This window comes from Rhizobium sp. MHM7A, from assembly GCF_005862215.1.
GTDB lineage: Bacteria > Pseudomonadota > Alphaproteobacteria > Rhizobiales > Rhizobiaceae > Rhizobium > Rhizobium bangladeshense.
Genome location: NZ_VCHT01000003.1, coordinates 274,533 through 300,650 on the forward strand (window position 1 = coordinate 274,533; position 26,118 = coordinate 300,650).

Here is a 26,118-nt window from a genome sequence, read left to right on the forward strand (position 1 = left end):
GGCAGGGTGGTTCCTCGGGTCAAGCCCGAGGAGGACGGAGCAAGGGGTGAGCTCGGTGGTAGATCCACGGTGGTGGCGCTGGCTGGCTCCACGCCGGCTGATTTAGCCGGAGCATTACCCCACCCTCCGTCATCCCAGGCGTTGAGCCTGGGATCCATGCCCGCTGCAGGTGGACGCAAGGTGGATCCTCGGGTCAAGCCCGATCCTCGGGTCAAGCCCGAGGAGGACGGAGCAAGGAGGAGCGCTGTGCCACACCCGCGTTGATGTTCGCCGACGCCGGCCGGGACGGCCTTAACGAATGACGCGCGATCAAAGCGCCGCCGGCCTTCACCGTCGACATCACCTTTGCATTCAAATTTCGCAGCTTGGATTTACGGTAGTGATAACTGATGCGGGGGGGGGGTGATCAAGAACTGATTACGCCTTTCCCGCCAGTCCGAAATCGAGCCGGCTCGTGCCAGATTCCTCCACCCCGCGCCGACGCCGGATTTGGCGAAAACGTCCCCCCACCCTCCGTCATCCCAGGCCTTGAGCCTGGGATCCATGCCCGCTGCCGCTGGTGGAAGCCGAAGTGGATCCTCGGGTTAAGCCCTGGGATGACGGAGCAAGGGGTAGGCTCCTTGGCAAATGAGCGGGGGCTGACGCGCTGATTGGTTCGCAAGGCGTTGCGAACAGCGCACAAGTTCAAAGGGCCGCGCGACGTGACCGCCCAGCTCCAGATTTCAGATTTCGCAGCTTGGATTTACGGTAGTGATAACTGATGCGCCGGGGGTGATCAAGAACTGATTAAGCCTCTCCCGCCGGTTCGAAATCGGCTCGTGTCAGATTCCTCCACCCCGCGCCAACGCCGGATTTGGCAATCCGCGCCCCCCACCCTCCGTCATCCCAGGCCTCGAGCCTGGGATCCATGGCCGCTGCTGGTGGTGGAAGCCGAAGTGGATCCTCGGGTCAAGCCCTGGGATGACGGAGCAAGGGGGTAGGTTCCTTGGCAAATGAGCGGGCGCTCAGACGCTGATTGCTTTGCGAGGCGTTGCGAATGGCGCACAAGTTCGAAGGGCGGCGCCGGCCTTCACCGTCGACATCACCTCTGAATTCAAATCTCGCAGCTTGGATTTACGGCAGTGATAACTGATGTGCCGGGGGGTGATCAAGACCGATTACGGCTCTGCCGCCAACTCAAAATCGAGCCTGCTCGTGTCAGATTCCTCCACCCTGCGCCGACGCTGGATTTGCCAAATCGCCCGCCCCACCCTCCGTCATCCCAGGCCTTGAGCCTGGGATCCATGCCCGCTCCCTTGGTCGAGGCCGACGTGGATCCTCGGGTCAAGCCCGAGGATGACGGAGCAAGGGGTGAGCGCTGTGCCACCCGCAGGCCTCTTTTGAAATGAGGCCTCCTCCATCCAATCGTGGCAGCAAGCCCAACCGCTTTGCCAAGCTTCAGCTTCGGGGTACAAATAACATGCCGTCGGTCAAACGATGGAGGCGTCGGTGAAAACTGCAGGACTTCTTCTTTGCCTCGTGGCTTTTCTTGGCCTGCCCATGTCCGGGAACCCGGCGGGTGCCGAGGAATTGGTGCGGTTCGAAAGCGCGCCCGTGAAGCTCAGCGCTTTTCGAATCCGCAAGGCTCTCGAACAGGGAGAAATTCTTTCCCAACCACCGGGCATGCCGTTGCTCGGATATCTGTCCCGCCCTCCGGGTGATGGCCCCTTCCCGGCGGTCGTCATAATGCATGGATGCGATCACATGCGTCTGAGCGTCAAGGACCTCTGGCCGAAACGGCTGGTCAGATGGGGCCACGTCGTGCTTGTTGTCGACAGCTTCACCACCCGCAACCTCAAGGACACGTGCCGAAGCCATCTTCCCGAGCGCGTCTTCGACGCCTACGGCGCCTTGGACTTTTTGTCGAAATCAAGCTTCGTCGATATCAGGCGCGTCGCGCTGATGGGCTTTTCGGCGGGCGGCACCGCGACGCTGGACGCAACAAAAATCGGCGGGAACGAGCAGCTTATGGAGCGCAAGTTCAAGGCGGCGGTCGCCTATTATCCCGCCTGCGACGTTAATCGGGGCGATCCGTCGGTACCGACTTTGATCTTGATTGGCGAACGAGACAATTGGAGCCGGGCAGAACGATGCCAGAAGAGCCTTTCCCGCCTCCGCGACGATGCCCCGCCCGTCGAACTCGACGTTTACAAGGGCATCTATCACAATTTCGATGCTCCGGAGTTCACGGCGGGAAGGAGAGTGCTGGGCCATATCGAAAAATACGACCCCGACGCCGCGGCAAAGTCCATCCGCAGCGTTTATGCCTTTCTTCGCAAATACCTTCAGTGAAGGTCGACCGGCGGTCTGGCTCTGCTCATCCGCCAACCGCGATTTTGGCACCTGGGCACCCCCATTCCGTCATTCCAGGCCTCGAGCCTGGAATCCAGGCCCGCGGCCGGTGGAAGTCCGCGCGATGGATCCTCGGGTCAAGCCCGAGGAGACAGTGTGTGAGGCGATCTCTGCGGCAAATCCATCGAGGGCGATAATAGCGCCCCGAACTCGAGCGCCTAAACGCCGCTCGGCCGCCCTGAGGTTGTCGCCTGGCTCGCCGAAGACATGAACGCCTCCTCCTCGCTCGGCACCTTCCCCTCCGGGGTCAGATCGTCGACCGCTTTGGGAAGGTCGCGGCTCAGCCGGCCGAGGATCTCCTGATGCGAAAGGCCTGTATTGCGGGCGATCTCTTCGAGGACGTCAGGGCCGAGGGCTGTGGCCAGTTCGCCGTCATTGATGTCGGCATTCTGCCCCCGGCGCACCCAGGATTCCATCTTGTCTCCCTGGCCGTTCTGCTGGAACGTCTTCAGGAGATCGCCGAGGCCGCCGCTGACGATGCTGCCGGAGCTTAGTCCGCCGAGAAGGCCGCCCAAGCCGCCTAAACCACCGCCGGAGCCGGCCAGCCCGCCGAGGATGCCGCCGAGACCGCCCGTCTGCTGGCCTCCCGCCCCGGCTTGTTGCGGGTTCTGGAGGCCTCGCAGGAGCTCCTTGATCTTGTCCCTGTTCTGGTAACCGGCAACGGCAAGAACGGCGAGAAGCGCCTTCATTTGACCGCTCATCATGATGATATCCTCCAATGGTGTCCGGGTTGGCTCGGCTTTTGATGGAAGCGCGAAACCGCTGATCTTCTGTGTCTGGCAATCGCTTTCACGACGGCAGCCACGCTGACGCCTCGGCAGCATGTTCGCAGCCGATGACCCGTCCGCCCGGCCGCATTCGTTCAGAACGGCGGTCGGTCAGAGTTCCGGGCAACCGCGGCGGTTGGCAAAGACCATCCGTTCCGGCCCGCGGCGCGTCATTCCCTCGACGACGATCCTGCGCGGCGACATGCGGACGATGTGCGCCCGGCGAAGTCCTTCGCTGCGGGCGATGTCGAGCGCATCATCGGGGTCGCAGCGGCGCGGCCCGCGGCGGTCGTAGCCGTCATAGCGGTCAAAATCACGATTGCGATCGTAAACGCCGACCCCACCGGGGCCGATGCGCAATTCCATGTCCTGCGTGGCGGCGATGGTTGGCGCGATCGTCAAGCCGCTCATCGCGGCGAGGCCGACCAAGACGAACTGAAGCGTTTTCTGCATGAATTCCTCCCATGGAGTTCTGCTTATCGCCATATCAACATTGCCATCGGGATTTTGTTCCGTGAGGCAGGAGAAGCTGGTCGCGCGGGAGTCAAGGCGCAGCCGCTTTAACTCTCGTGCCGAACATGAAGCTCCAACCAGGCGACGGCGAAGCTGCAGATGGAAGCCGCATCCACCAGGACCGACGGCGCTTCTCCGATCAGGCCCTGCGCTCCCGCGCCGCTTGCCAGAAATGCGCGGACGATCTCGCCGAAATAGTCGCTTGCGAGGTCAGGGACGACCGGATCGCCGGTGTCGAACTCCTCGATCATGCGCCACACCACGCCGGCCGACGTGGCGAAGGGCGCCTCATATCGGCGCAGGCGCTTGTTCGGGATATCAGCCAGATGCTCGGCATGGTGGAGAAGGGTCATCGTGTCGAGCGGCGCACCCGCCATCAGCACCTTGCCGCCGGCCTCCACGAGTTTGGCGAGCGGAGAGCCCTCGCCATAGCCATAGTCGAGCGGATGATCGGCCGTCAGCCAGTCGGCCCTTGCCCCGATTGCCGCGACCGAGGCGCCCGGATTGCCGCTGCGTCGCGCCCCTGGCCTCGTTCGAAGGAATTCAGGGAATATGCCATTGTCGCGGATGGCCCTGGAGGTCGCGGGATCGAAGGGTGCGATGTGGTCGCGCCATTCCGGCGGAACGCGTCCGTCCTCGTCGAGCAACTCGTCATAGGCGCCGTTCCAGTCCGTATAGGCGACGATGGTGCCCGAAAGCCCCACGACATCGCCCAGCGCATCGATGAACATGTCGGGACCGTTGAGCAGCCGCCCCAGCCTGCTCATGGCGGCATGCACCATGACCATGTCGCCGGCGCGAAGGCCGAGCTTCTCCAAGTCCTTGATGAGCGAGAGGCGGGTGTGAAAGTGCGGAGCGGTCATGGCCCGACGATCATCGGGTCGTAGGCGGGAGTCAATGCTCCCCGTTCGGACTTTCAGGACACCATTGATCGCGATGCCGTGCCGCCGCCCAGGGCGCCTCCCGCGCCTGCGGCCGCAGTGCAACTGCGGTAGACCTCGCGGGGCTCATGCTACATCCGTCAACAGTCCAGGCTTGACGGCCGGTACGGAGGAGCGCTCCTCGATGATCGCGTTCAGCATCCGCAATGCCACGGCCGGGGCGACGTGATGCGGCATATGGCCGACGCCCTCCAGGCGTTTGACGAGAAGGCGGGGATGCCTCTGGCGGAGCCAGTCGATGTGCAAATTCGGATCGACGATGAGGTCTTGCGACCCGAAGAGCACATGGATGGGAACCTGTTCAGGCAGGCCAGGCAGCAGAGCCATGTCTCGGTTGAAAGCGCGCAGCTCGTCAGCCATGGTTTCGATCGCGCTGGGCCGGATCATATGGCCGGCAGGCAGCATGTTCAGGTGGGACGGCAGTGGATTGGGGAATGATGATGACCGAATTCCGTGCCGGAGAAAGAGAGCGGCCCAGCGAGACATGATGTGTCGGCGGATCAGCGGCCCTATGACAGGCGCAACGGCCGTGCGCAGCAGGATCAAAGGCTTCGAGGGAACAGGACTGCAGCAGGGCGAGATCAACAGGAGCGCCTTTACGAGCTCAGCTCTGCGGGCAGCCAGATGAAGGGCCGAGGCACTGCCGATCGAATGGGCGACGATCGTGACAGGCCCAAGCCCTGAGGTATCGAGAAAGCGCTCAAGCCAGAAAGATTGACCGAGTGGACCCCGTTCCTGCGGCGGAAGCGAGGAACTCCAACCGTAGCCGGGACGATCGATGGCGATCAGTCGGTGCTGGCTGTTTTCGAAAGGAAGCAGCGCCTCTTCCGCCAGACTGCCGCAGCCATGCAGAACAACAACCGGGCTTCCGTTTAGTGAGCCGCTTTCAAGGACATGAACCTGAAGGTCATCAATGACGCTGATCGTCCCCAGTCTGGGCAGGATGGGCTGCTTCTTCAACATGGTCAGCAAACCCGGCAGCCCAGCAAAAGTTCCGGTGCCCATGGCGCAAGCAACTGATAACACGTGACTAAAAACAACGTCGACAGACCTTTTAGCGGGCACGGCAAACGTTCGGCCGGCCTCCAATTCGCGTGCCGCAGCCACTCACATCTTATTCTGGTGTCCTCGCGCCCCTACAGCCGCGGAACGTGTGTCACGCCGATTTCACGCGATTTCGATGGCGGCTCTCGTTAGATTCTGCCGAGATTTCGCCAGCAGGATTCTGCCTGAACAGGATGTCTGTCGGAAAATGCGTTTCGGATAGCACCGCCGGCCGCCGCAATGGTGAGGAATTCTCGGGCCGATCAAGCATTGCCCGCCAGGGTGGGCGGCGGTCGGCTGTTTTGATCTTGGTCATGCTGCAGCAGGAGGCAGTGAAGATGCAATTCCCGGTCCATTCAAAGACGATCGCCGAACTCGATTACGACAGCCAAACCCGCCTCTTGCGGGTGCTCTACAAAGACGGACGAGTAAGCTCTGTTCCCGATGTCGCTCCCACGCTCGTGATGAAAATCGTCGCGCGGGTTCCCGTCGAAAAATCTTCATACCTCATGCAGACGGCCATCTGAGGCTTCCGCGAAAGCGGATCAGTCAGACGGCGCCTTTTCCGCGTGGAGCTTTCCTGAACCGACCGGTATGGATCCTCTACCGCCGATCGGTTCCGCCCAGGCCATCCTTGCGATCTATGAAAGCTTCGGCCTCATCCACCACGCGTTCCTTGATGTCATCATGAGCATCGGAGGCAACGTCCACGGCCTTGTGATAGACGTCCGACGCTACCTCTTTACCCTGCGCGACGACGTCCTGGGCCTGATGGCTGAGGCTATCTCTCGCGCTATCTGCGGCTTCGCCGACCAACTCATCCTCGGTGTCGGTATGCGGCAACGCCGCGCCGATCGCTGCACCGACCGCGAAAGCCAGAGCACCGCCGACCAGCGGCTGGTCACGGAACTGGGTGAGGATCGCCTCGTTGAGTCTGCTCGTTTGCTCCTGAAGACTGGTCGCCGCCGAAGAGGATCGGCTCGATAGCGAGCTCGCCGCGCCAGACGCACGGGCGCTGAGGTCGCTCGCGGCGCTTTTCGCCTGCTCCCATTTCTCCGCCGCCCAGCCGGTTGCCGCGTCGAGCATTGCACCAGTCTCGTCGGTGATCTGGCTGATCTGCTTTCCGCTCGCGTCGGCGAAGCCACGATAGGTCTTGCCCGCCTCGTCCATGAAATGGCCGGCACGACCTCCTGTTTCGTCCGTCAACGCTTTCAACCTCTTGCCGGATTCATCGGAAAAATGGCTGTAACGCGCTCCGTTTTCCATTGCCGGCGGGCCAATCCTGCGGACCCGGCCAGTCGCGGGATAAAGCGGGTATTCAGGATCCTCCCTCCAGGTCGTCGTGTCGCCTGATGACGGACTGCCTTTTGCCATGAGCCAGGCCAGGCTCACGCCCATCAGCGCGACCGGCAGAGGGTTCGCCTTGAGGGCGTGGCCAAGATTGCTGACATACTCTCCGCCGCCGCTTTCCTTGGCGTATGCGATGACCTCATCGATGAGCTGGCCCGGCGACATCCGTTCCTGAATCGCGTCGATCCGATCTCCTATACGGCGCCGGTCTTGGTCGATCTCCCGCTGAAGCTCGGCCGATGTTTTTTCCATTGAATTTTCCATCAGATTTTGTCCTTCACAACATCAACGTCGCGGCGAAGCGAGGTCGCAGTACGATCCAGTCTCATGTTATTGGCGCGAAGCGCGGCGAGGCCCCGGGAGACCAATGCCCAAGCGATGCCGGCAATGATGATGCCGACGATCAGAGAGGCGAGCGCACTGGCGGTGGTTTCGGTAAAACCCTGTGTCACGAGGAAGGCCGCGAGACCGCCGACAAGAGCACCCAGCAGGACGCCGACCGCCCCGATCGCCAGGACCAATCCGAACAGGAGAATCTCCACGCCGCTGAGCGCCTGCGAAAGTTTTTCCGAAGCCTCCGTCTTGGCAAGATCGATTTCCTTGCGGAGCAGGCTCGTGACATCACCAACGAGGCCACTGACGAGCTCGGAGAGGGGTGTGTTCTCTGAAGACTTAGCCATTTTTCTCGCCTCCGGTCGTTGCGGTGCCGGGGCGGCGGCCAATCGATGGTTCACGCGGCGCGGCAGCTGTTTGCCTTTTCGCGGACGCTGTCAGGAAGCGGCTTGCTGCCAGGCCTGCAAGTGCGGCGATCCCGAGAAAGGCGAGCGGTTGCTTGCGCCCGAAATCCTCGGTCATGGTGGCAATTTCGCCGATGTCCTTGCCTTCCATCCGCCGAGCGACAGTCTGCACGCTCCGCCCGATTTGCCTGGCGTATCGCCCGACCTCAGCCTGACCGGAGCTTTCCATTTCGGCGCCAGCTTTCTCAAGTGCCGTTGCAACGCCGCGGACCTGGCGAGCAGCGAAGCTGGTGCGTTCGGAAATGACTTCCTTGGCTTTTTCGACGGCGGTGTCGGCGCCTTCCTTGATCGTTTCCTTGGCGGCGGAAACATCTTCGCTCACCTTCGCTTCCAGATCGGAAATGGATGTGCGTGTCCCCGGCGAAGAACCGGAACCTGGGGATGAGGACGGTGTCTGCGCCGATGCGCTTCTTCCTGCCGGATCCGTGAAATCGTTCTGCATGTCTAACCTCCCATGTCGTGCCGGCGATTGCCGCAGCCCCGAACCACGGGTGCCCCGCTTTGTTCCCCGAATGCGCTTCGAACGTTCCTCTTCAGCATGGCTCAGACCTGCGACTGCAATGAAGCAGCGCCGTCCTCGGCTCCTTCCTGATCTTTGGCAGGCGTGATAATGGACGCAGCGACGTAACGCTCCTGCCTGTCGCCATCGTTGAAGTAGTAGACGGCGAGCAGGGATCCCTCACCGCGTTTTACGATTCTGGGATAACCGAGATCAGCCGTGCCGCCGTCGCTCCGGATGACCTTCTCGGCGCCCCATGTCTGGCCGTCATCGGAACTCATGCGCATCCTGATGCCAAATGGCGGATCGCGGTAGCCGTAGACGAGCAGTAGCATGCCTCCGATCCGTCCGAGCGCTGGCGGATTGCCATTGCTGCCGGTGTCGTCGACGATGCAGCCTTTCCGCGTCCAGGTCTTCCCTTCGTCGTCGGAGGTGAAGGCTTCTATCCAGCCCTTGCCACCACCCCTCCCCATGCAGCGCGTCAAGGTCAGCATGGCGCCACCGGAAAGTGCCGTCGATGCCGGCATGATCGAATAGCCCTCAGGTTCCGGGCCGACAAAGCCCTGAAGGACGAAGCTGCGCCCGCCGTCCGCGGTGCGCGCGCAGAACACTCTGCCTTCCGCACCGTCCGCTTTGGAGGTGCTGAGCATGAAAAGCGCACGGTCCCTGCCAAGAGGAACGATATCGGTGCGCGCCGCGATCGGAAGATGCAAACCGGTGAAACGATATGGACCCTGCCATGTCAGGCATCGATCCCGGCTGACATAGAACCAGCTGACAGCATCGCCCTCTACATCGGTTCTGGCGCACATGACGATCGTCTCGGGATCGAGAAAGTCTATGGGTTCATCCAGAACGCGGAGGTCATCACGGGTCGACAGATGGGGACGAGTCTTGAGATTGGCGTTCAGGTGCTCGTCGGCCGAAAGCGAGAGCCCACCCGGCACTTGGCCGCAGAACGGCTCGCCCATCCATGTCAGTCCGCCGTCCAGGCTGCGTGCCTGCCAGGGTACGAATGGATAATGACGGTCCAGTTCGTGCAGCTCCCCCTTCGCTCCGAGTTTGCCGCGCGCGAAGACGACGACGATTTCGTCACCCCAGGACCAGAGACCATAATTTGCCGGCCAGGCTGCGAACTCACCCTGCCTGCGGTAGATTTCAAGATGGCGCAATTGCGTGTCCATGGAGGCTTCCAGGCGGTCAGAGCGTTTCGACTGGAAGTGCCCGCACTAGCAGTTCATCCTGGCCGAGCAGCTGTTCGAGTTCGCGACGGTATTGGCGCCACCACACCCGATCGAGACTGCCCACCATGACTTCGATCACGATGACGGTATCTTCTTCAGTGCCCTCATCATTGGACCAAAGCCCCTTTGCGGGGGAATTGAGATATGCCGTCACACCGCCATGGCGCTCCGTCATCTCGCGCTGAATTGTCGCGATAATGTCTTCGATGTCGATCGCCGCTTGCGGCGCTGCCGGAATAAACAACTGTATCAAGTGCACGTGGAATTCTCCTCGTTCCGCGAACTTCGCAGGTCCGACGAGGTTCCGGCCCGGCTCGAAATCCGGTGCGATGTCATGGTGTCGGCTCCGCCGCCGAATTCGCGGATATCCGTCGGAAAGCGGCAACAGGCGGTGGTCGCAGTTATGAGACACCAATTAGTGTTGACTCATCAATTAGTCCGCACTATTGTTTCCTGATGATCCAGACCGCTTCCATCGACGCCGTCATGCGCGCCCTTGCCGATCCCACCCGGCGGGCCGTGTTCGAGCAGATCGTCAACTCCGATGAGATCACCGTCGTCGAACTGACGCGGGCGAGCCATGTGACGCAGGGCGCCGTCTCCCAGCACCTCAAGGCGCTGAAGCAGGCGGGCCTTGTCACTGAGCGCCCCGAGGGGCGCAAGGTCTATTACCGCGCCGAGCCGGAGGGCCTTGCGCCGCTGGTCGACTGGATGAGCCATTACGGCCTCTTCTGGCGCGACCGCTTTACCAATCTCAGAACATTGCTGAAGGAAATCGATCCATGAATGACGCAGCATTGAAGCCCGACACGCATGATATCGTTGTCGACGAGGTCTTCCCGCATCAGCCCGAGACGATCTGGAAAACGCTGACCACGGCCGAGCTGATGGGCCGCTGGCTGATGGTGCCTGAAGGCTTCGAGCCGGTGGAGGGCAAGCGCTTCACCTACCAGACCACGCCGGCCGGCGCCTGGGACGGCACCATCCATTGCGAGGTGTTGGAGGTGAAGCCGAACAAGCGTCTCTCCTATGCCTGGAAAGGCGGCCATGCCGGGAATGTCGGCTACGGATCGCGGCTCGATACCGTCGTCACCTTCATTCTCTCCGAGGCCGAAGACGGCACGCGGCTGCGGCTCGTCCATTCCGGTTTCGTCCTGCCGGAGAATGACACGGCCTTCCGGAAGATGGGCGAAGGCTGGAAGAAGGTCGTGAAGAACATCGGCGGCCTTGCCGGCGAACAGGATTGAAGCGGCTCGAAAGACCGCATCCCAACAACATCAGGAGAAATAGATGAGCAAGCCCTATACCGGCGGGTGCGCTTGTGGCGCGATCCATTATGAGATCACGGCCGAGCCGATCGCGATGAACGACTGCCAATGCCGCGACTGCCAGAGGACGAGCGGCACCGGCCACGGATCCTATCTGACCTTCCCGAGCCGGCAGGCGGTGAAACTCGAAGGTGAGGCAAGCCATTGGGAGATGGTCGCCGACAACGGCAACGTCAAGACGCGCGGTTTCTGCCCCGCCTGCGGTGCGCCTGTTTACCTGACCTTCTCCTATATGCCGGATTTCTTCACCATCCACGCCGCAAGCCTCGACGAGCCCGAGCGATATCGGCCACAGGCGGTGACCTACACCGTGCGCGGCCATGCCTGGGACCTGGTCGACCATGATGTCCCCAACTTCGAAAAGATGCCGCCGATGTGAGGCTGGGCAGCGCCTGGAAAAATGGTGCATCGGGGGTCGACGTCGCGAGCGGTACGGGCCGGCGCGGCTTCCCGGCCGGGGATCAGCAGACGCAGGACCTTCCGCTTCATCGCCGAGGGTCCTCGCCGTCATTGCCAAGCGCAAATTGCCTTTGACATTCCCCTCCATCCAATGTATCCATTTGGCTATATAGCTAAATGGTGATGCATGGACGACAGGCTTGATGCGATTTTCTCCGCGCTCTCCGATCCCACACGGAGAGCAATTCTGGCGCGGCTTGCCAACGGCAAGGCGACCGTGGCCGAACTCGCCGATCCCTTCGAGTTGTCTCAGCCCGCCATCTCAAAACATCTCAAGGTCCTGGAGCAGGCTGGGTTGATCCGCTCTGGCCGGGAAGCGAATGCGCGTCCCCGCATCCTCGAGCCGGCAGCCTTGAAGACAATTGCTGATTGGATCGCCGATTACAGACGCTTCTGGGATCAAAGCTTCGATCGTCTCGATGACTATCTCACCAAGGTACAAGGATACGAAAATGACTAATCCGGAGACCGCCACCGACAACAGCCGCGACCTGGTTCTTGTGCGAAGGTTCGACGCCCCATGCGATCTCGTTTTCAGAGCATGGACCGACCCGAAAGCCTTCGTGCAGTGGTGTGGTCCTCACGGTTTCAAGGCGGTGGGCGACAGACTTGAAGCCTGGCCCGGCGGCAGACACCGCGCCTGTCTGATCGCACCGGATGGAGAAGAACATTGGGTCGGCGGAAAATATCTGGAGGTCGAGCCGCCGCACAGGCTTGTCTTCACACATGCCTGGGAGACGGGAAGCGGCGAAACCAGCCCCGAAACGGTCGTCGCCATCACTTTCAGGGAAAGCGACGGCGGCACGGAAATGACTTTCAGGCAGAGTGGATTTGCAAGCGCATCTTCACTTGAGGGTCATGAATCCGGTTGGTCGCAAAGTTTCGAGCGATTGGGCTTCTTTCTCGAGACTGAATCCGAAGGGCCGAAGCATGCGTAAGGCGGCGATGAAGCTCTACTATTGCGAGACGCTCAATCCCCGGAAGGCCTGCGCCGCCGCCCGTTTTCTTCAGGCCGGCGTAGAGTTCGTCAGGGTTGACCTGGCAAGCGGAGAACAGCGGAGCGCGGACTTCCTGGCGCTGAACCCGAACGGCAAAGTCCCGGTGCTGCAGGAAGATGCCGGAACCTTGTGGGAAGCGAACGCCATCATGTGCAGGCTGTCTGACGCAGTCGCATCGGATTTCTGGCCGCATGACCACCGGCAGATCGACGTGCTGCGCTGGTTGAGCTGGGATGCCAACCATTTCACCCGGCACGGGGCAACGCTGTGGTTTGAGATGTTGATCAAGCCGTTGTTCGGCGGGAAGCCTGACGTCGCCGTGATCGAAGACGCGAAGACGAGCTTTCGGCTCCACGGCCGGGTGCTCGACGATCATCTCGCCGCCAATAGCGTCGCCGTCGGCAAGACACTGACCGTTGCAGATTTCGCTTTGGCTGCTGCGCTTCCTTATGCCGCCGCCGCCGAGATACCACTCGCGGAGTTTCGGCATATTCAGGCCTGGTACGGACGGCTTGAAGAACTGGATGCGTGGCGAAACCCATTCCCAGCGTGAGAGGCACGCTCTCGCCCCTTCTCCACAGGAACGCTTTGTGCATATATTGCCGCTATGCAGAACACCCCACGCCGTGACGGGCCGCGGTTGCTGCAGAGCGTTCTGGCCATAGCCAAACCGGCGGGTAGATTCTGTCGTGAGCACCACAAGGTACTTGCTGATCTTGCCGCTGATGGCGGTCATCGCCTACTTGGCGATCGTGGCTCTGGTCTATTTCTCGCAGCGGAGCCTGCTTTATCCCGGAGCCGGCGCCACACCCGCCGCCGAGCACGCGGCTTGGGGCGAGTCGGTCCGCGTCAAGACGCCCGACGGGGAGATGCTACTGGGGCTGCACAGCCAGGGTGACAGCGACAAGCCCTGCGTGCTCCTCTTTTTCGGGAACGGTGACCGCGTCGACAATTACGCGTTTCTCGCACAGGCGCTGGCCGCGCGCGGGATTGGATTGCTGGCGATTTCCTATCGAGGCTATCCCGGATCGACCGGCTCACCCAGCGAGCAGGGACTGCTGACGGACGGAATGGCCGCATTCGACTGGCTTTCGGCACGTTGCAGAAGCGAAATCGTCGTGCTCGGCCGGTCACTCGGCACCGGCGTTGCCGTGAATACGGCCGCGGAGAGGCCGGTCGCGGGCGTCATTCTTGTCTCTCCGTACCTGTCGGTTCTGTCGGTTGCGCAGAGGCATTATCCGTACCTCCCTGCCCAGCTTCTTCTCAAGGATCCCTTCCGGTCGGACCTCCGCATAGGCAAAGTGAGACAACCGAAGTTGTTCCTCCATGGACGGCTCGATGACAGCATCCCGCTTTCATCAGGGCAGGCGTTGTACGAGATCGCACCCGAGCCCAAGCAGATGTTGATCTATGACGGCGCGGGTCACAACGATATCTTTACCGACAGCATGGTCGATGACGTGATCCGTTTTGTGGAAGCGCTGGCAGAATACCGGCCTTGAAGCCCGTTACGGAGGCAAGGTCGCGATAGAGATGCCAAACCCTCGTTGCCGACAGACAGAGATCTTTGCATCCATCCGAGTGCGGTCAATCCGCAACCCCAATACCGGCACAGGCTACATCAGCCCTCGCTGCCGTAACCCCAAGCTGCGGAGATCCAACGAGGCGGCCGAGGAAAAGCATCTCGCTACCTTGCGGCTATGCATGCGCCGGGCGCCAGTGGGGATAGGTGACATAGGCGGTGACTGCGCCCTCCTCATGCGAGCGGATCGTCACGGTCTCGCCCTTCGGCATGTAGACGATCTCGCCCGGCCCGGCGCTGACGGTTCCCGCCTCTGTCGAAACCGAAAGCCGCCCTTCGAGAACGATCATGACATCGTCGACCGCCATGGTTTCAGTCAGGCTCTGGCCGGGCGCGTAGCGTCCGTAACCGATGGTGACCGGCCCGCCATGCCGCTCATCGACGAGATTGCCGACGCGGATATCTGCCTCCTGCCCCGGGGAACGCTCCAGCGAAGCGTCGGCGATCTTGAATTTCTGCATCTTCATCGTCTACCTCCATGCCGCCGGCTTAGGTAACGCGGAAATCTCCCGCGCCAAGTCCGCAGCGTTTGGCGCGACAAGGTCAGAGTCTCTTACGGTGAGGGAACCGTGAAGGACGTCACCGTCAACATCAATGTGATCAAGAACTAAGGCGCGCTTGGGTGCAGAGGCGCCGGAGTTCGGCCGAGACGCACCCCCACCCTCCGTCATTCCAGGCCTTGAGCCTGGAATCCATGGCCGCAGCCGATCGAGCGTGTGAAGTGCGGGACCGTCCTAGGCCGATGATCATCACGCTTCTTACGACAATTGGTTCTTCGAACCTTCGACCCGAGCATCGATACCGATGTGGTTTCATTTGGTGCTTTGAAGGCAAGCACCTACGTCAGGAGCTATCCCCACGATGATGCCTACTTCGTGCTTGTAGCCAGAGATGCGTGACCGCAATGGGCCAACAGCAGCCGTTTGTCCGTCCCGGATAATTCCACGGCATCAGTCCGTTGATTTGGCTCTGCTTGTGGCCATTGACGATAGAGGTGAGCGTGGCGGCCAAATACGCAAACGGATCGACGGAATTGAGCTTGCAGGTCTCGATCAGCGACGCGACGGTCGCCCAGTTCTCCGCTCCGGCATCGTGTCCGGCAAATGACCACGCAGATCCGCCTCTATCCGATAAAGCTCGCCGATATTGCCGTCATCGCCCAAAACGTCAGAGCTCTCTGATGTACTTCACCAACTCGATAGCTTCCCCGGCCACTTTCCTTCCGTTACAATCTCTTTCGGATGTAGAGGAGTTCCGCCATGAGCGAAGACGCCTTCAACATGTCGATCCGCAAGTTCCTAAAGGAAGTCGGCGTGACCTCGCAGCGTAAGATCGAGGAGACGGTGCGTAACGTGCAAATCGACGGCAAGAAGCTGAAAGTTCGCATGACGCTGACGGCCGAAGGCAGCGGCCTCAACCACGTGGTGGAGGGTGAGATAGAACTTCCATAGGCCGGGGAATCGATTAAGTGACGTCGACCGGCCGTCGGCGCCCTCGATTTGATGCTCGCTCGCGGCTGCTTTGCTAGAGTTGGAAGAACTAGAGCCGAGCAACAGGATTTTTAAATCCACTCTACGCGACAACTTGAACTAAGGCCCGATGCTGATGACGAGATTCCAGCCGTCGCTAGGTCCACATCAGATCAGCGAAAGATGTCGTGAGAAGAGCCATCCCGGCTATGACCAGCACCGCCGCCATGATGCGGGAGACGTTCTTTCCGGCAGGAGCGAGCTTCTCCACGGCTACATAGACTGCGATGGCGGCGATCCACCAGATGTTCATGATCCCGCCCACGAACAAAAGCATCATCAATGCCCAGCAGCAACCGATGCAAAATCGACCGTGGACCAGGCCCATGCGGAATGCAGCGGCCCTGCCCGTGCGGCGATGGCGGATGAGCGCCTCGACTGGACCTCGGCAGTGATCGAGGCATGCGGCTTTGACGGGCGAAAGTTGATACAGCCCGGCGCCGATGAGGACTGCCGCGGCCAAATAGCTGGTCGCAAGGTTCATATACATGGCGGACATCAAGCCGCTTGCGGCAAGAACACCTTGAACCGAGGTCGCCACAAGGCTGAACGCGGCCCACATTGCCAGGTAGCCGGCAAGAAATTCGAGCGCCCCCCGCGCGCCACGGTCTCGATGAAGCGCTCCATAGAGCAGGATGGTCGGCGCCGCGCTCGGCACCATCATGGCGACCATCATCAGCCACCACATGGCGAAAACGATCACACCATAGCGCACCGACCACGCTTGGGGGCTGATCATGTCGTCGGTGCCAGCAAGCAGCGCCCCGCCGGGTCCGGTCTCGACGGACATCTCCACGGGAGACATGCCCGTCCGCGCTCCGTCGAGGATGTACCAGGCGGACAGGGCCACGCAGAGCGATAGCGACACAACCACGATGACCCGGTCGCGTCCGAGGATACGTTCGACTGTTGGCAGCGCCATGGGTGTTCTCAGGCGGCGTGTTCGATGACGCCCTGGCCGTTCATGTAGACCCTGCAGATATGGGCGTGGCTATCCTTGATGTTTTCGAGCGACATCATGCCGAATGTCCTGGTCGTGCCGCTGGCAATCTCGGCCACCCGATATTCGAAGCCATGCGGCAAGTTGATGCGGGCGCGGTGTTCGGCTCCGGTGACGGGATTACGGATAGGCTGGATGTCCATTTCGAAGACATCGAGGACCCGGACATGGCCCGTCCGCTTCTCGACGTCGACCTCCAGATCGATCGGCTTGGTCAAAACGTCGAGCTTGTTCGGAGACATCTTGCTGAACACCCAGAACATGGTAGCCATATCCTCGGTGTCGCCGCCGGAGACGATGGTCGCGACGGCGTCGCGCTGTGCCGGAGTGGCACTTGGATCCACGATCAGTTGGATCGTCCCGTTCCCGAGATGGATCGGACCAGGCCATTTGGCGGTGAACGCCATCTTCACGCCGTCCAGCCTAACGTCGCCGTAGAAACCCGACTTGACGGCGAATCCCACCGCAGCCTCGCAGTTACCGTTCGTCGGCAGCGAGTTGAACTGACAGGGGCATCCGGAGCTGCAATTGCAGTTGGTGATCGCAAGCGCATCAATCTCCCAAGGCGTCATGACAAAGCCTCCCCCGCTGATCCGAATGACCGCTAATAAAGATATCACTAATTGAATGTTCGCGGTAGGGCATGACGATCACCGGCGAACAGGAAGAGATGTGTGCGCTGCCATCGGAAGTTGGATCTTCTCCAGACCGGGTACGAGTTCACGAGGCGCAGGCGGTCGCCTGCCGCCGATACCCATTGCCATTGGAAGGCGCGGACATGACGCTCCCGAAGGGGGGCCGTCAAGGCCAATCTCTGAGGTGGACGCTGCGCTTGTCCTAGCTGCTTCTTGCGGCTCCGGTCGTCGAAAAAGCGGGGTCTGTCGCACCCGCCCTGACGAGACCATCCCGCATGTGCTGCACATTGGAATCCTGCGCGTAATGCAGGGTGGAAAGAAAAGTCTCAACGTCGAAATCCGACGCGAGTGCTCGCACCTTCTTCAAATGGGAGAGCGCGCTGTCGGCGTCGCCACGCCAGCCGTGGCAGGCCGCGGCGAAGGCATGCTGTTCATGATCCATCGTCGACAAGCGCTTGAACGCCTCGAGCGCCTCGTCGTACTGTCGGGCTGCGAAATGGGCCTTTGCCAGGTGGCTCCAAAAGCGTTCGGGATGATGGGGGTTGAGCCGCATCGCCTTGCGTATCCAGTCCATGCCCTCTTCCGGCCGCCCGAGCCAGGTAAGAAGTTCACCTTGCTGCACGACGACCAAGTCGTAATTCGGATTGAGGGAAAGAGCCCTTTCCTGATGATATTGCGCCTCCGAAAGCTGGTTGCTGCTGACGCGGACTGCGGCGAGAATGCGGTGCACGTCGGCATCGTTGTCGTCGAGAGCCAGTGCCTTGTCGAGTTCGCTAGTCACCTGCTCCCAGGTGGCGTCCTTGTCTTCGCACCAGCCGTGCACCCACGCCTGGCCAAGGATGCACGCTCGCCACGCATGGGCGTGGGCGTATCCGGGGTCGAGTGCGATTGCTTTGTCGATGAAGGCCTGGGCCTTCAAATTGTCCTCGGCTGTGCTTCGGTGATGTAAGACCTTCGCGGCAAGGGCACATTCATAGGCGACCATGTTCGACGGCTTCATCCTGGACAAGTGGTCGCGCTGGGCCGCCTCGACGCGTCCGGGAAGTGTGGCCGCGATTGAGGCCGTCACCTCATCCTGAATGGCAAAGACGTCGTCGAGCTTACGATCATACTTGTTGGCCCAGATATGTGTGTCGTTGACCGCATCGATCAACTGAACGGTGACGCGCAGCCGGTCTCCGATCTTTCGCACGCTGCCTTCTACAAGGTACTGGACTCCGAGCTTCTCGGCGACTTCACGGACATTGGTCGATTTATCCTTGTAAACGAAGCTGGAATTTCGGGAAATCACGAAGAGCTCGTGGTGGCGAGAGAGTTCCGTGATGATGTCCTCAGTCAGGCCGTCGGCGAAGAACTCCTGATCGGGATCACCGCTCATGTTGTCGAACGGCAGCACCACGATTGATGGCTTGGTGTTCGTACGTCGCCTCTGCGACGTTTCTTTCACCGCCGGGTGAGCAGCAATTTCCTCATCGATGCCGATGCGATAGAGCCGCACCGGGCGGCTGATGTTCTTGAGCACCTTTTCGCCCAAGTCTTCGATCGATACTTCGAGCCGATCGGCGATCTGCGCCGCAACCGCCGCTGTGATGCAAATCCCGCCGACGTCGGCGAGCTGTTCGACCCGAGAGGCGATATTCACTCCATCGCCAAAGATATCGCCGTCTTCGAATATAATGTCACCAACATTTATGCCAATCCTGAACTCGATCCGCCGGTCCGTGGCGACATCGGAGTTGCGCCGCTTCATGCGCTGCTGTATTTCGACGGCACAACGCACCGCGTCACTCACGCTTTGAAACTCGACCAGCATACCGTCGCCCGTCGTCTTGATGATACGACCATCGTTCTTGGCGACCGCTGGATCAATCAATTCAATTCGATGGGTCCGCAGGCGGGCAAGCGTGCCTGCCTCGTCGGCTTCCATGAGTCGGCTGTAACCCGCCATATCGAGCGCCAGAACTGCAGCGAGCTTCTGTCTCATGGAAGCACCAAGGGTAACGCATTGGCCAGACCGCAACATTTTAGCGGAATATGATGCGATCTCCTATCGAAATTGGCGTTCCTTCATGTTCGAGGCGACATCGACGCCGTCAGCGCCTGGCAGGAAGCGAAAGCTTGCGCCGGTCCTCCTGACCGACGGAAACAATGCCCAGAGTGCTGTTTTCGTCTGCTCCGTCATTTCGAGTTGGACAGGGCGCTTTGCCTTCTTCTGAATGAAGAATGCGCGAACTCTGATCGGCTATCCAACCACAGTTCCTCGACTGTTGGCGTGACGAGGTCCCATATACGGTGCTTGCTATCGAAACAGGAGCACCAGCCCAATCATTTGTGCAATCGCCTCTTTTGCCCGCGCCCAGCTCGCTGTAGGAGTGTCCTGCCGCGAACGGCCATATTGGGGTGAAGACCCTTAGGACAAACAGAGGTGAATGTGCCGCAATCGATTCGACATCCCGCTCGAATGGTACCGATTGCTTTCCTGGCCGCCATCGCGATAGGCACACTGCTTCTGATGCTGCCGATCTCTCGCAGCGGACCGGCCGGCGCGCCATTCCTCTCCGCCCTGTTCACGGCGACCTCGGCCGTTTGCGTGACAGGCCTCATCGTCCACGACACGCCCAATTATTGGTCCGGCTTCGGACAGGGTGTCATTCTCGCGCTGATCCAGGTCGGCGGTTTCGGCATCATGACTGGGGCAACTCTCCTTGGGCTGCTGGTCACAAAGAGACTCCGGCTGTCAAATCTCTTGGTGGCGCAAGCCGAAACCCGGAGTTCAGGGCTTGGCGATGTCAAGAGCGTGCTGCGGCTGATCTTGACCGTTACTCTCGCTGTAGAGGCGGTTACCGCACTGGTCCTCATCCTCCGCTTCCATTTCGGCTATGGGCTCCCTTGGCTGGAAAGCCTCTGGCACGGCCTCTTCCAATCGATCTCCGCTTTCAATAATGCGGGCTTTTCCACCTTTTCGGACAACCTGATGGGCTTTACGGGGGATGTGGCAATCCTTGGTCCCATTATGCTCGCAGTGGTCATTGGCGGCCTGGGTTTCCCCATTCTCTTCGAACTGCCGCAGGGTGTGCGCGATCCCTCGCGATTTTCCGTTCACGCCAAGATCACGCTTGTCGGCACCGCTATCCTGCTCATAGTCGGATTTGTTGCGGTTGCCGCCTATGAGTGGGCCAATCCGGCAACTCTGGGCCCGATGAGCTTGCCCGACAAATTGCTCAACGCCATGACCCATTCGGTGATGACACGCACCGCCGGCTTCAACTCGGTCGACGTGGGCAAGATGACCACCGAGACGCTGACGCTGAGCAACGCACTGATGCTGATTGGCGGCGGAAGCGCTGGCACGGCGGGCGGGATCAAGGTCACGACCTTCATGCTTCTCGGTGTCGTCGTCTGGGCTGAAATCCGCGGAGATGCGGACTCGAACATATTCCGGCGCAGGATCGGCCGGCATGTGCAGCGGCAAGCGCTTACCGTGGTCCTCCTGGCGCTCGGTGCCATTGGAGCCGGCGTGCTTTTCGTCCTGAGCGTCACGCATTTTTCCCTTGAAGCCGTCCTGTTCGAGGTCATCTCGGCCTTCGCTACCGTCGGCCTCTCCACCGGCATCACCGCCGATCTTCCGCCATCGGCGCAATTGGTGATCGTCGCCTTGATGTTCGTCGGAAGGGTTGGCACCATAACGGTGGCGAGCGCCCTGGCGCTCAAGGAAAGATATGTCCCCTACCGCTATCCAGAGGAGCGCCCAATCGTTGGCTAAAAATACGGCTTTCACGGGTGACGGCGTCGTTGTCATCGGCCTTGGCCGTTTCGGAACTGCCGTCGCGCAGTCCCTCGTCCACCTTGGGCACGACGTCCTCGCCATGGACGAAAGCGCCCAGCTGGTGCAAGACTGGTCCCATCGGCTGACCCACGTCGTCGAGGCAGACAGCACGAATGCCGACACGTTGAGAAAGCTCGGCTTACAGGATTTCGCCCATGCGGTAGTCGCGATCGGGACCGACATCGAAGCGAGTGTGCTGACGGTCCTGGCGCTCTCCGAGCTTGGCGTGCCTGATATATGGGCGAAGGCGTTAAGCCCGAACCACGGACGAATTCTCGAGCGAACCGGAGCACACCACGTCGTCTATCCGGAAGCGGCCATGGGCGAGCGTGTTGCCCATCTGGTGACGGGAAAGATGATCGATTTCATTGAGTTTGATGACGGCTTCGCAATTGTGAAGACCACCGCGCCTGCCGAAGCAACGGGAAAGACGCTGAGCGAGTCGGGGGTGCGCACGAAGCACGGGGTGACCGTGGTGGGGGTGAAGAGGCCTCATCAGGACTTCACCTATGCGACGCAAGATACGATGGTCGAGCGTGGCGACCTGCTGATCGTCTCTGGACCAACTGCCATGGTCGAGAAGTTCGCAGCATTGAAATGACCGAATGCTTGTTCGGGATGAGAACCGAACCGTGCGGGGCCTGACGAGCTGTCAAGGGATAGCGACGATCTGAGTTGCGTGTCTCCCTGACAGCCGCTTCTGGCGCAAAGCGGCCAAAGCCGCATCATGATCGGTTGGTGGCAATTGCTACGTCAGGCCCCGGTTGTCTTCGAGCCGATGGGAACATGGCGGAGATAGCCTCTGGTAAGGGTCTTCGGGAGCCAAGCTTGGCGGATGGACATATCGGCGGGTTTTTCGCTCATCCCCTGGCCTCCTGGGCGGAAGCGCGGAACGATTGGGTTTCCTCCGTCCGTAGCGCGACTTCACGGCAATAGCTCTGCATCCGACGCTGTTTGTGGCCTTTGGCGATAGCGGCTGTGTATCTAAAGGGGCGGGGTGCGTGGTCTTCAATCGCACCCGATCATGTCCCTGCATGACACAGAAATCGTGCCTGTCCCTTGCACTCCGTCTCCGATCAGCTTCGGTGGCGGATACAAAGGGTCCACACCGTGCTTTAGGTAGGCCCGCATCCAGAGGACGCTGCTTCTGAACGGGTCAGGGTCGAGTTCCTCCGGATAGTAATGGGGCAGCTTGTACTCGTAGTAAGTCGGGCGGCAATCGGGCTTACTGCGACCTTTGCCATCTGGGCCGATTGGGCACCAGGCATTCTTCGTCGCGTCTGGCACCCAGGCGATCCCGCTGCGAAAACACGAGATCGCTTCGAACTTAGCGTCGACAAGCATGCGCCCGTCGGGGCCGCGCAGCCCCCAATCACCGTCCTTCGATATGATCGAAACACCGCTCTTGCACTGGGTATTTTTGGAAGGAGCAGGCAATTTACCAGTTCTGAAGGGGAAGGGTTTCTCCTCGGGGACATCAACAAGCCTTCCGTCAGCAGTGATGCCGAACCATTTGCCATCGAGCTGCACCTTGAGCGGCTTTCCTTGTAGGTCGCGCTCGACCTTTTCGAAAAACCTGCCTCCGAGGAGACTGCCGCCTGTATCCAGGAAACCTTCCTCGCCATTCAGTCTCGCCACCGAATAGCCCTGATCCCAATATGACAGCCAGTCGTAGGCGATGGGGATCGCCAGCTTTCCGTCGGCATCGACCGCACCCCAAAGCTGACGCCGCGTTTCCGTGTCTTTAACCTTGACCGAAACAACGGCACGACCGTCGAAAAGTGGTTGAACCGTATCGAACATCGGTTCGACCTTCCATTCTCCCTCATTGTTCATCAGGCCAAATCGCGACTGCTTCGCTCTTAGGTCGCGGGCCCAAACGTAACCCGGTCGGCCACGTTCGAAGCGCCGAAATTCATAAGTTTCTTCGGTGAGCCAGCCCTTGCGCAGGCTGTAAAGGCCCATCGGACCGTACTCAGTGTAAAGTCCATCGAACGATTCCAATTCTTCCAGTTCAGGAGGACGCTTTGGTCTAAAATGACCCTTCCGCACGATGAGGACATCGCCCATGATTGGTGTAGAACGACCGAATTGCGGTTCCAGCACCACTTCCCCACTCTCTGAGACGACTCCGGTCTGTTGACCGACTAGGATTTCCGCAAATCCATCATGAAAGGGCCCGGCGAGGTCGAAGCGCGGCTCGATGACAACCTTGCCTGTCGTATCGATGTAGCCGAAGAGGCCGTTCATGCGCACGGCGGCCAAGCCCTCCGAGAACAGTATAGCCCGCTCGAACAACTTGGGGATCAGTTCTTTGCCACTCTGTCGGTCTGAGTAACCACACAAGTCGAATATCCCGCCGCATGACGGAACCATCGCTCTGCCGCTCGCCACAACGTCGGCAGTGCCGAATCCCTGGGACGGCGTGCAGGAGAGCGATATGACCAGCAGCGGGATTCGGACCCATTTCCACGACCAAGTTCTGTTCGCCCAAAAGCGTGGCATGCGTGTCTCCAGTGAAAGTGCAATCACCCCGACCACAAGAAACGGAACAAGTTATGATCGTCAGTAAGATATCTACTAAAATTGCGTAGGTAAGTGGTTGCTGGAAAAAACGATACTGGGCAAACGGGCGGACACACGTCAGCTCGTACTGGTCACTCTGACATAATAGCCGTCAGGATCGACAAGGCGGAAGTCGCGCAGACCCCAGGGCTTCAGGGCAAGATCGGACACGGGCCAACCGCTGTCCTTCGCGATGCGATAGGCACCCTCGACGTCGGCTACCCGCATGACGATCTCGACGCCAAGGCCAGGTCGCTCGCCGTTTTCGACCCGCACTGGATGATCATTTGAAAGCACGGATCGCGCGTTGACCGAGACGACGGCGTCACCATTTCTCAACATAGTGTATTCTGCGCTCGCAGTACCCTGAATTTCAAAGCCCAGAACCCGCTGATAGAAATCGAGTGATTTCTCAGGCGCTTCGACGAACAGCTCCAAACCGAGTTTCATCTGGTGTTTCCCTTTTGAAAGCATGTTGTTTGAAAAGAAGCCAATTGGCTGCACGTCGACCTAGTCGCGCAAATCTTCGGCAAACTCATAGTGATCGTTCGAAGAGAAGTTCGTTATCGTTCTCGCCAATATGCTCCCATCCAGCCGCTCGGTAGAACCTCTCGGCTCGGGTATCCGGATCAGTGGTGAGCCAAGCGCGGCCGAGGCCCGCCTCCTTCAAGCAGGCGCAGGCTTCGCCCAGCAGAACCGAGCCGATCCCTCTTCCTTCAAATCCGGGAGCGACGAAAAGCGCCCAGACGTTTCCGTCGCGTGGATCAGCGGCGGAAAAGCCAACCACGGTGCCGTTCTCTTCCCAAAGGGCGACTCCAGGGTTCGTTACATACCACTCGTAGTCCGCGTCGGTGACCTTGGACACGTCGTTTAAGGTATTTTCAACGACTGACGACCGGACAGCTTTGAGCGCCATTATGTCTGTCAGTAGCGCTTTTCGGAGCATGCCACTATCTCATGTTATTCCAAGGAGCTGTAAAAAGCTCAGCAAAAGGCCTTCATCACTGCCGTCTCCACTTGAAAGAGCTGACTTGTGGACGTGATCAAGAATGCGGATAAGAATATGACGACCCAAAGCTCCGGTCGCAAGGCAGCGTTTAAAGGAAGAATGTGCGACAGCTCGGGTTGGGGAGCAACTTGCCGACAAGCGGATTGCACTTAAGCAGTGTGCAGCTCACACCTAGATAAGAAGCAGTGGTTTCGAGGACCTGGGGCCAGACTGCAATAGCCATGTCATTGTCTTCCGACATTTGCGGTGTTACTCGGAACCTCGAATGTTCCTTCCGAAGTGGTGAATGGATGAATGACGAGGTCAACGAAGATATCTTCGATCACGTGGCTAGGGAGATTAAGGCAGATCAAAATATTGTAAGCCGACAGTTAGGCGTCATTTGCGCTACCATCGCAGCCTATAGTGCCGTGATATTCTTTACGTTTCTCGTTTTTAGACTCCACCCGTCAATATCCTGCGAGTTCGTCAATAACGAGGTTCTCCTGCGGTTTTGGCCCCCAAATACCGCCATATTATCTGTTCTGAAAACAAGTGGTTATTCGCAGTCTGATCAATGCCTGTTGATCGCCATGCGATCGTTTGCCAGCATGGTCATGCTCCCTGCCGTCGTCGTGTTTCTTGTAAAGCAACTGTTTGCATCCGACAGCTACCACGTCCAAGGAATGATGACGGTGTTCATCATTGTATTAGCTGCGAGCTTGGCGTCGGCGTACATCGGACCAACTGAGCATTATTCGCGTTATCGAATGAGCTTCGATTCGCCGATAGAGGCGAACATCTGGAAGAGTATGATCCACATCTTTGGATTTTACCTGGCCGCATTCGTACTTGCATTTAGGCTTCCCGCTTACATCAGATCAACCCGTAGAAAGCGTTAATCGTAGCCGACGGAACGATAATGTTCCTATGTCTCTTCGCGTCCGACTGCTGCAGTCACTTTTGCGATTGATCATCTAAACTGGATAGTTCCACGGCAGAAGTTCATCGATCCGGTTTTGCTGATGACCTTTGACGATGGCGGTGAGCGTGCTGGCGCTTCCTGACCGACGGCCGCATCGAGATCGACAACAACAGTCGAGCGCACCATTCGGCCGATAGCCCTCAATCGCAAGAACGCGCTCTTCGCGGGCCACGATACAGGTGCCGAGAACTGGGCAACCACCGCCTCCATCGAAACCTGCAAGTTCAATGCCGTCGATCTGTTGGGCTATTTGACCGCGACGCTCATCGCCATTGTCAATGGTCACAGGCAACGTCGCATCGATGAGCTTCTGCCGTGGAATTATTCGGGACGAACAAACGGCTGAAGTCTGCTGTCGGCCCAAGCCGCCATCTTACACTTGCAACGATGTGCGGAATGCAGCAGCTTCTGGTTTACCTCTGTACAGATCGCGAGACTGCATGACCCGATCCCTGACGAAATTTGCTTGCCTCGACTGTCAACGGGTTTTCAAACGACCCGCCGATGCTACACAGAAGACTTGCCCACGTTGCGCGGGTATAACCTATAGGACGGGATCGGATTTCCGTGCGCCTTGCGCTGCCGACAAGAAGGGGTGGGCGGTGGCGACATTTCTTATCTCAAAAGGCTTTCCGTACTATCGGCTCGGTGTGAAGTATCCCACGACCCTGAAAGAA

29 protein-coding genes and 2 pseudogenes are annotated in these 26,118 nt (G+C 59.7%); 14 read left to right on the forward strand and 17 right to left on the reverse strand.

Annotation, left to right across the window (positions count from 1 at the left end):
- Positions 1-1,476: 1,476 nt before the first annotated feature.
- A complete protein-coding gene (locus FFR93_RS14170; RefSeq protein ID WP_138393685.1) occupies positions 1,477-2,331 on the forward strand; it encodes a dienelactone hydrolase family protein in 855 nt (284 codons plus the stop codon).
- 218 nt (positions 2,332-2,549) lie between these two features.
- On the opposite strand, the gene FFR93_RS14175 is transcribed toward FFR93_RS14170, so the two are convergent.
- The 4 genes from FFR93_RS14175 to FFR93_RS14190 all read right to left on the reverse strand — a co-directional run bounded on the left by FFR93_RS14175 (position 2,550) and on the right by FFR93_RS14190 (position 5,575).
- Entirely contained in the window at positions 2,550-3,095 is a 546-nt protein-coding gene (locus FFR93_RS14175; RefSeq protein ID WP_138393686.1) for a YidB family protein, read from the reverse strand.
- Between the two features lie 174 nt (positions 3,096-3,269).
- Positions 3,270-3,611 (reverse strand): hypothetical protein, encoded by a 342-nt coding sequence (locus FFR93_RS14180; protein ID WP_064706470.1) that lies wholly within the window; start codon positions 3,609-3,611, stop codon positions 3,270-3,272.
- Positions 3,612-3,718: 107 nt separating this feature from the next.
- A complete protein-coding gene (gene aac(3) / locus FFR93_RS14185; protein ID WP_138393687.1) occupies positions 3,719-4,534 on the reverse strand; it encodes an aminoglycoside 3-N-acetyltransferase in 816 nt (271 codons plus the stop codon).
- Positions 4,535-4,678: 144 nt separating this feature from the next.
- Positions 4,679-5,575, reverse strand: coding sequence for an alpha/beta hydrolase (locus FFR93_RS14190; RefSeq protein ID WP_138393688.1), 897 nt, complete (start codon positions 5,573-5,575; stop codon positions 4,679-4,681).
- 419 nt (positions 5,576-5,994) lie between these two features.
- Between FFR93_RS14190 and FFR93_RS14195 the strand changes: the two genes are divergently transcribed.
- Positions 5,995-6,183, forward strand: coding sequence for a hypothetical protein (locus FFR93_RS14195; protein ID WP_064706467.1), 189 nt, complete (start codon positions 5,995-5,997; stop codon positions 6,181-6,183).
- Positions 6,184-6,259: 76 nt separating this feature from the next.
- On the opposite strand, the gene FFR93_RS14200 is transcribed toward FFR93_RS14195, so the two are convergent.
- The 5 genes from FFR93_RS14200 to FFR93_RS14220 form a co-directional block, all read right to left on the reverse strand.
- Positions 6,260-7,270, reverse strand: a complete 1,011-nt coding sequence (locus FFR93_RS14200) for a DUF3618 domain-containing protein (RefSeq protein WP_138393689.1) — start codon at positions 7,268-7,270, stop codon at positions 6,260-6,262.
- Positions 7,270-7,686 (reverse strand): phage holin family protein, encoded by a 417-nt coding sequence (locus tag FFR93_RS14205; protein WP_064706465.1) that lies wholly within the window; start codon positions 7,684-7,686, stop codon positions 7,270-7,272. The genes FFR93_RS14200 and FFR93_RS14205 overlap by 1 nt, the downstream gene beginning before the upstream one ends.
- Positions 7,679-8,245, reverse strand: a complete 567-nt coding sequence (locus FFR93_RS14210; RefSeq protein WP_064706464.1) for a hypothetical protein — start codon at positions 8,243-8,245, stop codon at positions 7,679-7,681. The genes FFR93_RS14205 and FFR93_RS14210 overlap by 8 nt, the downstream gene beginning before the upstream one ends.
- Before the next feature lie 101 nt (positions 8,246-8,346).
- Positions 8,347-9,486, reverse strand: a complete 1,140-nt coding sequence (locus FFR93_RS14215; protein ID WP_138393690.1) for a sialidase family protein — start codon at positions 9,484-9,486, stop codon at positions 8,347-8,349.
- A 16-nt stretch (positions 9,487-9,502) separates the two neighbouring features.
- Complete coding sequence (locus tag FFR93_RS14220) at positions 9,503-9,805, reverse strand: hypothetical protein (protein ID WP_138393691.1); 303 nt, start codon at positions 9,803-9,805, stop codon at positions 9,503-9,505.
- A gap of 197 nt (positions 9,806-10,002) precedes the next feature.
- On the opposite strand from FFR93_RS14220, the gene FFR93_RS14225 reads away from it, so the two are divergent.
- From FFR93_RS14225 to FFR93_RS14255, 7 genes are all read left to right on the forward strand, one after another.
- Complete coding sequence (locus FFR93_RS14225) at positions 10,003-10,332, forward strand: metalloregulator ArsR/SmtB family transcription factor (protein ID WP_138393692.1); 330 nt, start codon at positions 10,003-10,005, stop codon at positions 10,330-10,332.
- Positions 10,329-10,793, forward strand: a complete 465-nt coding sequence (locus FFR93_RS14230; protein ID WP_138393693.1) for an SRPBCC domain-containing protein — start codon at positions 10,329-10,331, stop codon at positions 10,791-10,793. The genes FFR93_RS14225 and FFR93_RS14230 overlap by 4 nt, the downstream gene beginning before the upstream one ends.
- A 43-nt stretch (positions 10,794-10,836) precedes the next feature.
- The gene (locus FFR93_RS14235) at positions 10,837-11,253 is read left to right on the forward strand and encodes a GFA family protein (protein WP_138393694.1); all 417 of its coding nucleotides are present in this window, start codon (positions 10,837-10,839) and stop codon (positions 11,251-11,253) included.
- 207 nt (positions 11,254-11,460) lie between these two features.
- The gene (locus tag FFR93_RS14240; RefSeq protein ID WP_064706458.1) at positions 11,461-11,793 is read left to right on the forward strand and encodes a metalloregulator ArsR/SmtB family transcription factor; all 333 of its coding nucleotides are present in this window, start codon (positions 11,461-11,463) and stop codon (positions 11,791-11,793) included.
- On the forward strand, positions 11,786-12,271 hold the full coding sequence (locus FFR93_RS14245; protein ID WP_138393695.1) for an SRPBCC domain-containing protein: 486 nt from the start codon (positions 11,786-11,788) through the stop codon (positions 12,269-12,271). The genes FFR93_RS14240 and FFR93_RS14245 overlap by 8 nt, the downstream gene beginning before the upstream one ends.
- Positions 12,264-12,884, forward strand: a complete 621-nt coding sequence (locus tag FFR93_RS14250) for a glutathione S-transferase family protein (RefSeq protein ID WP_171049188.1) — start codon at positions 12,264-12,266, stop codon at positions 12,882-12,884. Before FFR93_RS14245 ends, FFR93_RS14250 begins: the two co-directional genes overlap by 8 nt.
- 136 nt (positions 12,885-13,020) lie before the next feature.
- Positions 13,021-13,833, forward strand: a complete 813-nt coding sequence (locus FFR93_RS14255) for an alpha/beta hydrolase (RefSeq protein ID WP_138393696.1) — start codon at positions 13,021-13,023, stop codon at positions 13,831-13,833.
- Between the two features lie 196 nt (positions 13,834-14,029).
- Here FFR93_RS14255 and FFR93_RS14260 read toward each other — a convergent pair whose 3' ends face one another.
- Both FFR93_RS14260 and FFR93_RS41435 read right to left on the reverse strand, forming a co-directional pair.
- Positions 14,030-14,380 (reverse strand): AraC family ligand binding domain-containing protein, encoded by a 351-nt coding sequence (locus FFR93_RS14260; RefSeq protein ID WP_138393697.1) that lies wholly within the window; start codon positions 14,378-14,380, stop codon positions 14,030-14,032.
- Positions 14,381-14,756: 376 nt separating this feature from the next.
- Positions 14,757-15,017 (reverse strand): annotated as a pseudogene (locus FFR93_RS41435) (transposase domain-containing protein); the annotation flags it as partial.
- A 155-nt stretch (positions 15,018-15,172) separates the two neighbouring features.
- Between FFR93_RS41435 and FFR93_RS14270 the strand changes: the two are divergent.
- A complete protein-coding gene (locus FFR93_RS14270) occupies positions 15,173-15,364 on the forward strand; it encodes a DUF6494 family protein (RefSeq protein ID WP_138393698.1) in 192 nt (63 codons plus the stop codon).
- 175 nt (positions 15,365-15,539) lie between these two features.
- Here the strand turns inward: FFR93_RS14270 and FFR93_RS14275 are convergent, their stop codons facing one another.
- The 3 genes from FFR93_RS14275 to FFR93_RS14285 form a co-directional block, all read right to left on the reverse strand.
- The gene (locus FFR93_RS14275; RefSeq protein ID WP_138393699.1) at positions 15,540-16,364 is read right to left on the reverse strand and encodes a DUF2182 domain-containing protein; all 825 of its coding nucleotides are present in this window, start codon (positions 16,362-16,364) and stop codon (positions 15,540-15,542) included.
- 8 nt (positions 16,365-16,372) lie between these two features.
- The gene (locus FFR93_RS14280; protein WP_138393700.1) at positions 16,373-17,014 is read right to left on the reverse strand and encodes a DUF1326 domain-containing protein; all 642 of its coding nucleotides are present in this window, start codon (positions 17,012-17,014) and stop codon (positions 16,373-16,375) included.
- A 265-nt stretch (positions 17,015-17,279) separates the two neighbouring features.
- Positions 17,280-19,061: an adenylate/guanylate cyclase domain-containing protein gene (locus FFR93_RS14285; RefSeq protein ID WP_138393701.1), complete on the reverse strand. Its 1,782-nt coding sequence runs from the start codon at positions 19,059-19,061 to the stop codon at positions 17,280-17,282.
- A 447-nt stretch (positions 19,062-19,508) separates the two neighbouring features.
- Between FFR93_RS14285 and FFR93_RS14290 the strand changes: the two genes are divergently transcribed.
- Together FFR93_RS14290 and FFR93_RS14295 are read left to right on the forward strand one after the other, a co-directional pair.
- The gene (locus FFR93_RS14290) at positions 19,509-20,840 is read left to right on the forward strand and encodes a potassium transporter TrkG (protein WP_138393702.1); all 1,332 of its coding nucleotides are present in this window, start codon (positions 19,509-19,511) and stop codon (positions 20,838-20,840) included.
- Complete coding sequence (locus FFR93_RS14295; RefSeq protein ID WP_205910740.1) at positions 20,833-21,504, forward strand: TrkA family potassium uptake protein; 672 nt, start codon at positions 20,833-20,835, stop codon at positions 21,502-21,504. Before FFR93_RS14290 ends, FFR93_RS14295 begins: the two co-directional genes overlap by 8 nt.
- Before the next feature lie 407 nt (positions 21,505-21,911).
- On the opposite strand, the gene FFR93_RS14300 is transcribed toward FFR93_RS14295, so the two are convergent.
- The 3 genes from FFR93_RS14300 to FFR93_RS14310 form a co-directional block, all read right to left on the reverse strand.
- Positions 21,912-23,408: a WG repeat-containing protein gene (locus FFR93_RS14300; protein ID WP_138393704.1), complete on the reverse strand. Its 1,497-nt coding sequence runs from the start codon at positions 23,406-23,408 to the stop codon at positions 21,912-21,914.
- Positions 23,409-23,546: 138 nt separating this feature from the next.
- On the reverse strand, positions 23,547-23,918 hold the full coding sequence (locus tag FFR93_RS14305) for a VOC family protein (RefSeq protein WP_138393705.1): 372 nt from the start codon (positions 23,916-23,918) through the stop codon (positions 23,547-23,549).
- Between the two features lie 85 nt (positions 23,919-24,003).
- Entirely contained in the window at positions 24,004-24,414 is a 411-nt protein-coding gene (locus FFR93_RS14310) for a GNAT family N-acetyltransferase (protein WP_138393706.1), read from the reverse strand.
- 353 nt (positions 24,415-24,767) lie between these two features.
- Here FFR93_RS14310 and FFR93_RS14315 point away from each other — a divergent pair, with 353 nt between their 5' ends.
- Together FFR93_RS14315 and FFR93_RS14325 are read left to right on the forward strand one after the other, a co-directional pair.
- Positions 24,768-25,358, forward strand: a complete 591-nt coding sequence (locus FFR93_RS14315; protein ID WP_246661312.1) for a hypothetical protein — start codon at positions 24,768-24,770, stop codon at positions 25,356-25,358.
- A gap of 155 nt (positions 25,359-25,513) precedes the next feature.
- A pseudogene (locus FFR93_RS14325) lies at positions 25,514-25,787 on the forward strand (transposase); the annotation flags it as partial.
- Between the last annotated feature and the right edge of the window lie 331 nt (positions 25,788-26,118).